The sequence below is a fragment of the Brevibacillus sp. 1238 genome, from assembly GCF_029892995.1.
In the GTDB taxonomy this organism is placed as follows: domain Bacteria; phylum Bacillota; class Bacilli; order Brevibacillales; family Brevibacillaceae; genus Brevibacillus; species Brevibacillus parabrevis.
In genome coordinates this window covers 106,251-118,279 of sequence record NZ_JARXWC010000004.1, presented here as the reverse complement: position 1 = coordinate 118,279, position 12,029 = coordinate 106,251, and the positions used below count along the sequence as shown (strand labels likewise).

At 53.7% G+C, this 12,029-nt stretch carries 11 protein-coding genes; 8 read left to right on the top strand and 3 right to left on the bottom strand.

The features are described 5' to 3' along the window. The first annotated feature begins 24 nt into the window (after positions 1-24). On the top strand, positions 25-909 hold the full coding sequence (locus M2298_RS11425) for a DMT family transporter (protein WP_274874280.1): 885 nt from the start codon (positions 25-27) through the stop codon (positions 907-909). Here the strand turns inward: M2298_RS11425 and M2298_RS11420 are convergent. Both M2298_RS11420 and M2298_RS11415 read right to left on the bottom strand, forming a co-directional pair. Next, complete coding sequence (locus tag M2298_RS11420; RefSeq protein WP_122964629.1) at positions 906-1,613, bottom strand: ArsR/SmtB family transcription factor; 708 nt, start codon at positions 1,611-1,613, stop codon at positions 906-908. The two genes, M2298_RS11425 and M2298_RS11420, sit on opposite strands and share 4 nt — an antisense overlap. A gap of 135 nt (positions 1,614-1,748) precedes the next feature. Further along, positions 1,749-2,747 carry a M23 family metallopeptidase gene (locus M2298_RS11415; RefSeq protein WP_280648535.1) on the bottom strand — a complete coding sequence of 333 codons (999 nt, stop codon included), beginning with the start codon at positions 2,745-2,747 and terminating at the stop codon, positions 1,749-1,751. A gap of 195 nt (positions 2,748-2,942) precedes the next feature. Between M2298_RS11415 and M2298_RS11410 the strand changes: the two genes are divergently transcribed. Together M2298_RS11410 and M2298_RS11405 are read left to right on the top strand one after the other, a co-directional pair. Next, positions 2,943-3,665 (top strand): response regulator transcription factor, encoded by a 723-nt coding sequence (locus tag M2298_RS11410; RefSeq protein ID WP_280648534.1) that lies wholly within the window; start codon positions 2,943-2,945, stop codon positions 3,663-3,665. Continuing rightward, the gene (locus M2298_RS11405) at positions 3,655-5,439 is read left to right on the top strand and encodes a sensor histidine kinase (protein WP_280648533.1); all 1,785 of its coding nucleotides are present in this window, start codon (positions 3,655-3,657) and stop codon (positions 5,437-5,439) included. Before M2298_RS11410 ends, M2298_RS11405 begins: the two co-directional genes overlap by 11 nt. Positions 5,440-5,453: 14 nt before the next feature. Here the strand turns inward: M2298_RS11405 and M2298_RS11400 are convergent, their stop codons facing one another. Further along, a complete protein-coding gene (locus tag M2298_RS11400) occupies positions 5,454-7,211 on the bottom strand; it encodes a methyl-accepting chemotaxis protein (RefSeq protein ID WP_280648532.1) in 1,758 nt (585 codons plus the stop codon). 330 nt (positions 7,212-7,541) lie between these two features. Here M2298_RS11400 and lplA point away from each other — a divergent pair, with 330 nt between their 5' ends. The 5 genes from lplA to M2298_RS11375 all read left to right on the top strand — a co-directional run bounded on the left by lplA (position 7,542) and on the right by M2298_RS11375 (position 11,964). Beyond that, positions 7,542-8,534 (top strand): lipoate--protein ligase, encoded by a 993-nt coding sequence (gene lplA / locus M2298_RS11395; RefSeq protein WP_122964634.1) that lies wholly within the window; start codon positions 7,542-7,544, stop codon positions 8,532-8,534. A 180-nt stretch (positions 8,535-8,714) separates the two neighbouring features. Continuing rightward, entirely contained in the window at positions 8,715-9,587 is an 873-nt protein-coding gene (locus M2298_RS11390; protein ID WP_173599239.1) for an aminoglycoside 6-adenylyltransferase, read from the top strand. 316 nt (positions 9,588-9,903) lie between these two features. Further along, positions 9,904-10,851 (top strand): ABC transporter substrate-binding protein, encoded by a 948-nt coding sequence (locus M2298_RS11385; RefSeq protein ID WP_122964635.1) that lies wholly within the window; start codon positions 9,904-9,906, stop codon positions 10,849-10,851. 223 nt (positions 10,852-11,074) lie between these two features. After that, positions 11,075-11,446 carry an ArsR/SmtB family transcription factor gene (locus tag M2298_RS11380; RefSeq protein WP_122964636.1) on the top strand — a complete coding sequence of 124 codons (372 nt, stop codon included), beginning with the start codon at positions 11,075-11,077 and terminating at the stop codon, positions 11,444-11,446. Between the two features lie 2 nt (positions 11,447-11,448). Then, positions 11,449-11,964, top strand: coding sequence for an SRPBCC domain-containing protein (locus M2298_RS11375; RefSeq protein WP_122964637.1), 516 nt, complete (start codon positions 11,449-11,451; stop codon positions 11,962-11,964). Positions 11,965-12,029: the final 65 nt, after the last annotated feature.

The window sequence follows — 12,029 nt, the reverse complement described above, 5'->3', positions numbered from 1 at the left end:
TTTGCTTGAAGGGGGAAGGATTACATGAATCGGCTCTTGTTCGGAACATTGGTCGTAGTCACGACTTCACTCATGGGTTCATCGTTTGCGGTGGGAAAAATCGGCTTGGCTTACTTTTCGCCGCTGCTGCTTGTCGGTTTGCGCTTCACACTCGCCGGGCTGCTCATGGCTCTGTGGGTGTGGAAAAAGCCGCTGCCCCGCTCGGGAAAGGAATGGGCGAAGATCGGCCTGATCGGATTTTTGCAGACGGCGGCGGTCATGGGCTGTATTTTTTTGAGCTTGCGAACGATTACTGCCGGGGAATCGTCGATTTTGACCTTCATGAATCCGCTTCTGGTCGTCATCTGGGGAACGTTGTTTCTGGGAGTGGCCTACCGTTTTTCCCAGTGGCTCGGGGTGCTGATCGGCCTTGCCGGCGTGTTTTTGACACTTGGCTCGCATCTGCAATGGGAGACGGGAACGCTGTTCGGAATCGGCTCGGCCCTCGCTTGGTCGATCGCGACGATTTTGGTCAAGCGCTGGGGCGTGCGGTTTCATGTCTGGGTGCTGACGGCCTACCAGATGCTGTGCGGCGGAATTTTGCTCCTGATCATGGGCGTGACGCTGGAGACGCCCAAGCTGATCATTGCGCCGGAGTCGATCTTCATCGTGCTCTGGCTGGCGATCATGGCGTCCATCGTGCAGTTTGCCACCTGGTTTTACTTGCTCAGCCACGGTGATCCTGGACGCACCAGCGCTTTTTTGTTTCTCGCCCCGTTTTTTGGCGTGCTGTCCGGCTGGCTGTTGCTCGGGGAGGTTGTGTTGTGGAACGTATACGCCGGAGGTTGCCTGATTTTTGCCGGAATTTTTCTCGTCAACTGGACGTTTGCGCCCCGGAAGCAGCGCGAAGAGTCGGGAAAGCTCGCCTAGACGCGTTCTTTTTCGCCTGTGACGTCAAGGCCGAACTCCGCGATGAACCCGCTCGTGCCTTTTGGTGTGACGCGTACGGCACGTCCGCCGGGGATTCGTTCGATCCAGCCCAGTTCAAACAAGCGGTTGGTGAGCGAAGCCCCCAGGCTGCCAGCCAGATGGTGGCGACGCTCGCTCCAGTCCAGGCATTGACGGGCGAACCGCCGTCTGCTTTTCGGGCTGCTCTCGACCTCGACGCCGAGTGACCGCAGCTTGCTTTTTCCGGCTTCGTTCAGGACAAAATCTTGTCCGGATGCCTCGATCATGCCGAGCGCGATCAGCTTTTGCGTCAAGGCGACGCCGACTTCTCCGGCGAGGTGATCGTAGCACGTACGCGCATAGCGGATCGCCCGCATCTGATCGGACTCGCGCAAGGAGCGAACGGGCTGGGGAGCAGAAATGGTCAAAAGCGCCTCCAGCGCATGGGCCACCTCGGGGCTCGCCAACCGATAGTAGCGATGTCTGCCATGCGATTCGCTGGTCAAAAGTCCGCCTTCGACGAGCTTTCCCAGATGCGTGCTGGCTGTTTGCGGCGTCACTTTGGCGCTTTGCGCCAGCTCGCTCGCAGGGAGCGCTTTTCCTCCGAGCAGGCTGACCAGCATCATCACACGGGATGGTTCGCCGATCAGGGAGGCAAGCTCGGCGATATTCGGACTGGTACTCATCTCGATCCACCTGCTTTCACATTGATAATTCGATCATAAACGAAATGTATGTGTGAAGACAAGAAAAAGTCCGTCACTTGAGCCGGGACAAGGCCAAGGGCGGACTTTTTCATTAGGTGCTTTCGTTCGGGGGCGCTAGTTGCCAGCTTTTACGGTTTCGCCCTGACGCGGGTTCAGCCCGCCCTCCCATCGCACGCGGATCGACTTGCTCAAGAACAAATCTTTGCCGTCGGAAACCTGGTAGTGCAGATGCGGCTCGCTGGAATTGCCGGAGTTGCCGCACAAGCCGAGCAAATCGCCTTTTTTCACCCGATCACCGACCTTCACTTTTGCCGAGCCTTGCTTCAGGTGGGCGAGATAGCTGAACTCGCCGTTTCCATGATCGATGACGACCACGTTTCCGGCAGGCTGCTTGTCGTTCATGATGCCGACGGGAACGTTGTCGGGAATATCGCTCACGACATGCACGACTGTTCCGTCCTGCGGCGCGAGAATTTCTTGCCCGAAGGCGTAGTAGCTTTCGTTTTTCGTGGCATCTCCCGAGTAGGAGTAGCCGTCCTTGATTTTGATGATGTCGTAGGCATAGCGCTGGCTCGGTATCGCGTAATGGTAGTTCGACAGCACATCCTGTCCGCCCCAGAACACGTACCAGTCGCCCTTGAACGGCGCCTGATAGGAAAGCTTCGTCAAGGTGTTGTCCGTAGCCGGGAAAGTTTCCAGCGGCTTGACCAGCAGGGTGGTAATCGTCCCTTTTGAGTCCGTAACAGCGGTAAGGGCGAACTTCCCGTCCTGATCCAGCCAGGTGTCGTAAAAGTTGTCGCCGTTCAAACGAAGCTGCGAATGGTGCTTCCATTCTTTTATCGTCGCGTTCAACTGTTGAAACGTGTTTTCAAAATCGGTTTTGGAGATGCTTTGCTTGAAATCGGCGCTGGTCTGATCGTAGACGGCAGCGGCTTTTCCGGCAAGGAGAGCTTGCCCGAGCTGTTCAGCTTTGATTGGCTTTGCCGCCGCTTGTTCTGCCGCGCCCTGCGCTGTTCCAGCTTGAGTGGGCGGCTTCCCGAGGTATTGCGTAGCGGTTCCGCAACCGACCAACAGCATGGCGTACGCTCCTAACAGCAGTGAGACTTTCTTCATGTTCTGTTTCCATCCTCTCGCGTCTTGGTTGCCTCCATTATAAAAAGCTACTCTTATCCACAAAGAAACGGAAACTTACGCCCGACTTAAATCGGACAGGCAAAATTATGATTCCGTTAAGGTAGCTTGAAAAGCTGCGGGCGCAAGGGACATGGTAAAATGAGGGATGAAGCTAGAAAAAGGAGCAGATGCAAGGTGAAGGATGCCGCTATTCTTCTTGTGGACGACGAGCAGGCGATCCTCCAGTTGCTGGAGACGGTGCTGCGCAAAGAAGGATTCGAAACGATCGACAAGGCCAAAACAGCGGAAGAGGCACTGGCTGCTTGCGAGAAAAAAGCCTACGACCTGATCGTCCTTGACGTGACGCTCCCGCAGATGAGCGGAATCGACGCATGTCCGTTCATCCGCAGACTGACGGAAGCGCCGATCTTGTTTTTGAGTGCGAGAAATACGGACTTCGACAAGCTGACGGGCTTTGCCGTGGGCGGAGACGATTATGTGACGAAGCCGTTTAATCCGATGGAAATTGTCGCCCGCATTCGGGCGTTGCTGCGCCGTTCGCGCAAATTGCAGCCTGTGGATGCCAGCGCGGTCAACGGCGTTTTTGATTTCGGACGCTTCCAGGTGCACGAAATCGCCGGAGAGCTGTATGTGGAAGGCAAGCTGATCGCGTGCCCATCGCTCGTGTTTCAGTTGCTGTTGTTTCTGTGCAAAAATCCGAATCGCATTTTTGCCAAAAGCGAGCTGTATGAGCGGGTGTGGGGAGAACACAGCATTCGCGACGACAATACGATCATGGTGCACATTCATCGGATTCGCGAGCGAATCGAGCCTGATCCGGCGCAACCGGAATATTTGGTGAACGTGCGCGGGCTGGGCTACAAGCTGGTGAAGAAAGGGCTGCCGCATGAACTTTAAAAATCGGCTGGCGATCCGGCTGATCTCCTGGCTGGTGATTGTCGGGTTGTTGCTATCGATCCTGGGTGGCGTGGCGCTTTTCTGGATCATCGATCGCATGACGCAGATTGAAGCGAACCGCCAGTTTGAAAATGCCGGGCTGTACCAGTTGATTCAAACGCTTGAATCACGCGACGGGCAGCTTTACTTTGATCCGCAGCTGCTGGAGCTGATTCGCGAGAGCGGGGGCTGGCTGCAACGCCTGGATGAATCGGGAAAAGTCACCGATTCGTTTTTCACGCCCGATGACGTGCCGCACGCGTATGGGCCGGGAGAGCTTACCGCTTATTGGCTGGGAAAAAGTCCGTTTCCGTACCAGCTGTTTTTGTGGATACAGGAGAAAGATGGCGTCCGGCACACGCTGGTGTACGGAGTAGGCAAAAAGCAGGAACAGTTTTTAAAGCTGCTCATCGACAGTTCTACGGTTACAGGCGCCGAGATTGCAGTTGATGCCGACTTGGCGGACAGAGTGAGAAGCGAGGGCGCCTGGCTGCAATTGCTCGATGAAAAAGGCAACGAGCTGGCTTCTTTCAACAAGCCGTCGGAAGCGATTCACGACTTTTCGCTGCAAGAGTTGGCTTTGCGCTCCGTGTATCCGGATCGGTACGGAACGAAGCTCGTTTCCTACTATGACAAGGAAAAGCGGCAAACGTGGGTGTTGAGCACCCCGCTTGCAGGCATGAAGCCTGGGCAAAAGCCGCTGCTGGAACCGGAGATTCAAGTTTTGCTCGTTGGCTTAGGCTCGCTTTTGGCTGGCTCGATGCTGGTCATTCTGGTTGTGGCGTACTGGCTGGGACAACGCTTTGGCGCCCCGATCGTCCACATGATGAAATGGCTGACCCACCTGCGCAGGGGGCGCTATGCCGAGCCTGCGGGCGCAAACGGAATGGCGCGAAGCATGGACAAGCGCGGACGGCGAAAGCGCAACTACCGCGTGTATCAGGACGTCATGGATTCGCTGGATTCCTTGTCGCAATCGCTGCACCGCAACGAGAAGCTGAGGGAGGAAACCGAGCGCATCCGCGACGAATGGATCGCCGGAGTATCCCACGATTTGAAAACGCCGCTGTCCTCGATCAAAGGGTACGCGCACTTGCTGGGAAATGAGGCGTATAGCTGGAGTGCAGAGGAGACGCGTTCGTTTGCGGAAATCATTTTGGACAAGTCCGCTTACCTCGATGAGTTGATCAATGACTTGACGCTTACGTATCGATTGCGAAACGGACAAGAAGCTCCGGCTGTCGAGCTTGTGGAGTTGAACAGCTACACGAGAGAGGTAGTCAGGGAAGTAGCGAACCATCCTGCGTACGTGGCGGGTTCGATTCGCTTTGACCCAGCGGCTGAGACGTCACTTTACATGCACGTATACAAGCCGTGGTTTCAGCGGATTGTGGAAAATCTGGTCGCCAACGCCTTGTTGCACAACGAAGCGGGCACAACTGTCACGGTCGGTTTGCGGCAGAGCGGGTCGTCGACTGTTCAACTGACTTTTGCCGACAATGGAAAAGGAATGGACGAGGAAACGGCGGAGCGCTTGTTCGAGAGGTACTTCCGCGGTACGGATACCGAAACCCGTGGAGAGGGATCGGGCCTCGGCATGGCCGTCACGAAAGCGTTGGTGGAAGCGTTGGGCGGCTCGATTGAGGTCGAGACTGCCAAAGGGCAAGGGACGGTCATTGCTATCACTTGGAAAACAACGCAGCCGCCAAGCCTGGAAAAACAAGCTGGCGGCTGAGCGTAAGCATAAAGCTAAACTTTGAACTGTTTGACCAAATCCTGCAATTCTTCCGCCATCTCTGACAGGGCAGCAGCAGAGGAAGAGATTTCTTCCATCGAGGCAAGCTGTTCTTCGGCAGCGGCGGAAACGTTTTGCGTGCCAAACGCGGTCGATTCTGCTGTTTTGGCGATGGTTTCGATGGCATACACGACTTGCGCAGAGCCTTCCGACATGAGATGGGTCGCGTTGGACACTTCCTGGATTTGACTGGCGACTTCTTGCGTACCGGACAAAATGCCGTGGAACGCCTTGCCTGCGTCATTCACCACTTCGATTCCGGCCGACACTTCGGAAGTCGTCGATTCCATCGCCAGAACGGCGCTGTTCGTGTCGATCTGAATGGCAGCAATCAAGTCTTTGATCTGCTGGGTAGATTTGGCGGACTGCTCCGCGAGAATCCGCACTTCATTGGCGACGACGGCAAAGCCGCGTCCGTGTTCACCCGCACGCGCAGCCTCAATAGCCGCATTCAATGCGAGCAGGTTGGTTTGCTCCGCGATGGAAGTGATCACTTCGACGATTTTGCTGATCTCGGCTGAACGGTCGCCGAGCAGCTTGATCGATTCGGCCAAGCCGCTTACGGTGGTGCTGATCGAGTTCATCTGCGCGATAGCAGTCTCAATCGCCTGGTTTCCGCTGGTTACGGTTTTGGCGGCTGTCTCTACAGTGCGTGTCGCCAGCTCGGTATTGTCTACAATGTCTTGCATCCGAGCCGACATTTCATTGATCGTTTCGGATGTGGCATCGACCGTTTTCGCCTGGTCTTCTGTTCCTACCGCCATCTCCTGCATGGTGACGGCGATTTGCTCGGTGGCTCTGCTCGTCTGCTCCGCGCTTGCGGTCAACTGTTCAGAGGTGGAAGCGACTTGCTCCGAGCCGAGGCGCACACGCGAAATCAACTGGCGCAAATTGTCGGTCATGAGTGCGAAGTCATCAGCCAACTGACCGAGTTCGTCCCGATTTTTGATCGTAATTTTTTCTCCGGTAAGGTCGCCTTCTGCTACTTGTTTTGCTCGCGTTGCCATTTGCACAATCGGTTTGGAAATATGACCGGAATAAATCCAGGAAACTGCGAAGCCGATTAGCAGGAAAATGCCGAGGGTAATCAAAAGATCGTACAATACTTTGTTGGCGGGACCGTCAAAGTCTTCCATGTAGCTGCTCGCGCTTACGATCCAGCCCCAGTGCGGATCAGCTTTGGAGTAGGCTACTTTCGGATACATCACATCAGGTTCGTTTGGCTTGGTCCACTGGTAGTACGTAAACCCGCCGCCATTCAAGCCCTGCTTGATTATTTCCTGGGTAAAGTACACGCCGTCAGGACCTTTTTTGTCCCATTGGTTTTGCCCTTCGATGGAAGGAGAGGCGAGCATGATTCCTTGTTGATCGACTACGAACATGTAGCCGCTTGCACCGGAATCAATATTGGGGTTGATGGGGCGTTTGCCGTCCGCTTGCCTGGGGCCAAGAATATGCTCCTTTACTTGCTCTTGCGCATCTTCTTTGCTGAGTTTGCCGGCATCGACCTGTTTTTGCAGGGCGTCGATCATTTCGATCGTCAAATGCACGTTGTTTTTCAGGATGCGCGAACCCAAGTCGCTCATTCCGGCGCTGGCGGAATTGTAGCCTTGAAAACCGATGACTAAGCTGGGGATTGCCAGTAACAGCAGACACATCATCACGAGCTTCGTGCGCAAGGAAACGAACTTGGCTTGCTTGGCTGCTTTCATAAATGAACACCTCGCTGCTTCAAAAGATTTCGGACATGAAGGAAACACCAAGATGATCACCACAGGCTGACGCTTTTTTGTTGTGGATTCACAGCAGGGGAAACCGATCCATCTGGAGTTTTACTACGATGCTTATGACTTTTATCGACAGAAGTAAAGCACTGTTTTAGTCTGTTCTGGCGTATTTTCCAAAAGTTTTTGGAACGTTTTGGGTCTGGCGTTGAAAGGATTGCAGCTTCTGGAAATGATAGGGAAAGCAACTGCGGTGTTTGCCAGCGACTCATGGTATGATAGAAAGGATGTAAATCCAATCGGGATGGAGGCAGCGTGATGAAATTCATAGATAACCAGGGAATTACGGACCCTCGCATGAATCTGGCTATTGAGGAATACGCATTGAAAAATTTGCCTGCAAGTGACGACTATTTGCTGTTTTACATAAACGAACCATCGATCATCATCGGAAAAAACCAGAATACGATTGAAGAGATCAACTCTGCCTATGTGGAGGAGAACCATATCCACGTCGTTCGCAGGCTGTCTGGCGGCGGGGCCGTCTACCACGACCTCGGCAACCTGAACTTCAGCTTCATCACGAACGATGACGGCCAATCGTTTCACAACTTTCGCAAATTTACCGAGCCGGTTGTGCAGGCGCTGAAAAAGCTCGGCGTCGAAGCCGAACTGACCGGGCGCAACGACATCCAGGTCGGAGAGCGGAAAATTTCTGGCAATGCGCAGTATTCGACCAAAGGCCGGATGTTCAGCCACGGTACTCTTTTGTTTGATTCGGAAATGGAAAACGTCGTCTCGGCACTGAAAGTAAACGCCGAGAAAATCCAGTCCAAAGGGATCAAATCGATCCGCAGCCGGGTTGCGAATATCTCGGAATTTTTGCCGGAAAGCATGACGATTGCAGAGTTTCGCCTGGCGATTCTCCACTCGATTTTCGGAGAGGGAGAAGTGGAAGAGTACAAGCTGACCGCCGAAGACTGGGACAAGATTCACGAGCTGTCCAAAGCCCGCTACCAAAGCTGGGACTGGAACTACGGCAAATCGCCGAAGAGCAACTATCGCCAATCCAAGCGATTCGAAAACGTCGGCAGCATCGAAGTGCAACTGGATATCGAAAAAGGAAAAATCAAGGACGCCAAAATATACGGCGATTTCTTCGGCGTGAGAGACGTGGCGGAGCTGGAAGCGCTGCTGCGCGACACGCCGTACGACCGTCCCTCTGTCACCGAGCGGATCGCTCTGGTCAACTTGCAGGAGTTTTTCGGCAATCTCGACCGGGAGTCGTTCGTGTCGCTGTTGATCGTGTAACACGCTCATCGTCTCACTCAGATTCGCGGCCCGCCCGCCAGACTTTGTTTTTTGCGGAAGGCAAGTCAAAAAACAAATCGGACGTGACAGTTTCGCCGACCGACCGCCAGCGGCTGTATTCGCATCCGCATGGAGGAAAATGGCGAGGCAGTTGTCACGCAAAAAGGGTGGTTGCAGACGATGAGAACAGAACGTGAAATGATGGCGCTGGTACTCGATTTTGCGCGGGCAGACGAACGGATTCGCGCAGTGACACTGGAAGGCTCGCGGACCAATCCGCGCGCTCCCAAGGACATGTTTCAAGATTACGACATCAGCTTTCTCGTCACCGATATGCAGTCGTTTCTCGACGAGCCGGCATGGATTGATCGATTCGGCGAGAGAATCATTTTGCAAACACCGGAAGCGATGAGCATGTTTCCGCCAGAGCTGGGCGAGCGTTTTTCCTACCTGATGCTGTTTGCCGACGGAAACCGGATCGACTTGACCTTGATCCCGCTTGAGGAAAAGGACGCCTATTGCCAGGAGGACAAGCTATTGGTCGTGCTGCTCGACAAGGACCAATGCTTGCCGCACGTACCTGCGCCGACGGATGAAGACTACTGGGTGAAACGCCCTTCTGCCGCATTCTTCCGCGACTGCTGCAACGAGTTTTGGTGGGTGTCGACGTATGTGGCAAAAGGCTTGTGGCGAAAAGAAATTTTGTTTGCCATCGAGCATCTGGATCGGTACGTGCGACCGATGTTGCTGAAAATGATCGAGTGGCGGGTGGGCATTCAAACCGATTTTTCCGTGAGCATCGGGAAGAGTGGCAAATATTTGGAAGCACACTTGTCTGCCGAACGCTGGCAAAAGCTTTTGTCCACTTATCCGGGCGGCAGCTACGAAGGCGTCTGGACGGCACTGTTCGCGATGGGCGAGCTGTTCCGCGAAGTCGCGGGGGAGGTAGCAGACGCTTTCGGCTACGAGTACCCGCACGACGATGACGAGCGCGTGACGAGCTACTTGCATCGTGTTTCACAGCTTGCTCCTGATGCCAAACAAATTTTTTGACCGTGATCACCATCGCCACGCATGAAAAGACGGCGAAACGCCTGACAGGTGCTGTCCAGGTTTGACCGCCAAACGTGCGCTGAGCCAGGGCGAAAAGCGCAAGCTCGTACCGCATAGAGTGGCTTTTTGAAAGGAAAAAGAGGCTGTTCCCAAAGTCGAAAGACAATGGGACAGCCTTTTTTATATTCACGACATAAATAAAAACCATTGACATAAGCGTTCGAATATGTGATTATCTACTCTGTCGCTGATAATGAGAATTATTATCAGAAAACTGTTTCACACAAAACACCAAGTAGCAAGGAGAAAAGAGCGTATGAAAAAAGGAACACGAATCGTACTGGCCTGCTTGATTGCAGCAGTCACAGCTGTTTTTGCCGGTTGTGGAAGCAACCAAACGGCACCGGAGGCGGACAAGAAGCCTGCGACGCGCGTAGTCAAGCATTTGATGGGGGAAGTGACGATTCCGGCAGAGCCAAAACGGATTGCCGACGTATCGGGAGCAGCCGAGGAGCTGCTGATTTTGGGGCACAAGCCGATTGCTACGGCCAATACATACAAAACAAAAGTCATGTCCCACCTGACGGACAAGCTGCCAGACGTCAAACCTGTCGGCTGGATGTGGGATGACTCGATCAATATGGAGGCAGTGATCGAAGCGAAGCCAGACTTGATCATCATGAACAACCGTCAGCAAAAGCTGTACGAGCAAATGGCGAAAATCGCGCCGACCGTCGTGCTGGAAACTGACATGGACAAATGGCGCGACAAGTTCAAGGAAATCGGTCGCTTGTTCGGACAAGAAGAAGACGTGAACAAATGGCTGGCTGGCTACGACGAGAAGACGAAAGGAATGCGTGAGCAGCTCAAGCAAGCTTACGGCGATCAGTCCTTTATGTTCCTGGCTGTAACGCCGAAGCTGTTCCGCGTGTACGGCAACTACGGATATGCCGATATTTTGTTCACCGATCTCGGACTGAAGCCGGCAGAAGGCACACCTGCCGATAAAACGATGGAAATGATCGAGCTGGAAGGTTTGACGAAGTTCCAGCCTGACCATCTGTTCCTCGTCAATTTTGGCGGCAAGGCGGATGAAGTTTACGCGGAGCTGAAAAAGAGTCCGGTGTGGAAAAGCAACAAGGCCGTTCAACAAAACCATCTCTATGAAGTAACGAACGAAACATTCAATACAAAAGCGTTTGGCCCGCTCGGCAAGGAAATGCTGCTCGACGAGATTGGCGGCATGTTGCTGAAAAAGCAATAAGCGTACAAGCTGAGCTGGAAAAAGGATCGGGCTGTCGGGAACGCAAGCGTGACAGCAAGCAAGGCCGGAGAAAAACGAATTTTTTTCCGGTCTTTTTCATTTTTTGAAACATTCTCTTGAAGGAATATTCCTTTTTGTGTATATTTAGGATAACAGAAAGATGACCACAATGATGAGATAGGAGACGGCAATCTGGAGGTCATCACGTAATGAGGTGAACAACATGTCAGGGGACATTCCGGACATGGGCATGACGACGCTTGGCGCTTTGGCTGAGCCGAATCGACTGAATATCGTGGAGCTTTTGCGCGAAGGTCCGCTAACTGTAGGCGAAATCGCCGAGCGGCTCGGGTTGCGTCAGCCCCAGGCTTCCAAGCATCTGAAGGTACTCAGCGAAAACGGCATCGTGGAAGTAAAGGCCGAAGCCAACCGTCGAATCTACAGACTCCGGCCAGAGCCATTTCAAGCGCTTGATGCCTGGGTGAAATCGTTCCAGCGAGTCATGGAGGAAAGGTACGACAACCTAGAGGATTACTTGCGGGAATTGCAGGGCCAAAATCGTCCTGAACAAATGCACGAAAACAAGGAGGAATAACCATGTCCAGAAATGCAATCGTTTCGCGAGTTGAGGGTGAGCGTGTCCTGGTGCTGGAGCGTATTTTCGACGCGCCGCGCGAGCTTGTGTTCCAAATGTTTAAAGAGCCAGAGCACCTGAAACGCTGGTGGGGGCCAAGAGGCTGGGAAGTTCCGGTTTGTCATATCGATTTTCGTCCGGAAGGCGTGTGGCACTACTGCATGAAATGTGTCGACCAAAATCAGGGCGAGTTTTACGGCATGGAATCGTGGGGCAAAGGCGTGTACGAGGAAATCGACGAGCCGAACCGGATTGTGTACACCGACTATTTCTCGGACGCCGAAGGAAATGCGAATGCGGAGATGCCATCGACCAGAGTCACGCTGGAATTTATTGACCAGGAAGGGCGGACGAAGCTGGTCAACCGCGCCGAGTACGTGTCGGCAGAGGCGCTCAAAACCGTTATGGACATGGGCATGCTGCAAGGCATCACCGAAACGTGGGATCGCCTGGAAGAGCGCCTGAACGAGCTAAAATAAGCACACAAAGGTCGCCTGGCTGCGAAGCTGGCGGCCTGTTTTTTTATTCCCGAACATTTTTTGGA

Excerpts from the sequence above, each read along its gene's own strand:
- M2298_RS11420 (WP_122964629.1), bottom strand. The coding sequence starts at position 1,613 with ATGAGTACCAGTCCGAATATCGCCGAGCTTGCCTCCCTGATCGGCGAA.
- M2298_RS11400 (WP_280648532.1), bottom strand. The coding sequence starts at position 7,211 with ATGAAAGCAGCCAAGCAAGCCAAGTTCGTTTCCTTGCGCACGAAGCTC.
- M2298_RS11385 (WP_122964635.1), top strand. The coding sequence starts at position 9,904 with ATGAAAAAAGGAACACGAATCGTACTGGCCTGCTTGATTGCAGCAGTC.
- M2298_RS11425 (WP_274874280.1), top strand. The coding sequence starts at position 25 with ATGAATCGGCTCTTGTTCGGAACATTGGTCGTAGTCACGACTTCACTC.
- M2298_RS11375 (WP_122964637.1), top strand. The coding sequence starts at position 11,449 with ATGTCCAGAAATGCAATCGTTTCGCGAGTTGAGGGTGAGCGTGTCCTG.
- M2298_RS11405 (WP_280648533.1), top strand. The coding sequence starts at position 3,655 with ATGAACTTTAAAAATCGGCTGGCGATCCGGCTGATCTCCTGGCTGGTG.
- M2298_RS11380 (WP_122964636.1), top strand. The coding sequence starts at position 11,075 with ATGTCAGGGGACATTCCGGACATGGGCATGACGACGCTTGGCGCTTTG.
- M2298_RS11390 (WP_173599239.1), top strand. The coding sequence starts at position 8,715 with ATGAGAACAGAACGTGAAATGATGGCGCTGGTACTCGATTTTGCGCGG.
- lplA (WP_122964634.1), top strand. The coding sequence starts at position 7,542 with ATGAAATTCATAGATAACCAGGGAATTACGGACCCTCGCATGAATCTG.
- M2298_RS11415 (WP_280648535.1), bottom strand. The coding sequence starts at position 2,747 with ATGAAGAAAGTCTCACTGCTGTTAGGAGCGTACGCCATGCTGTTGGTC.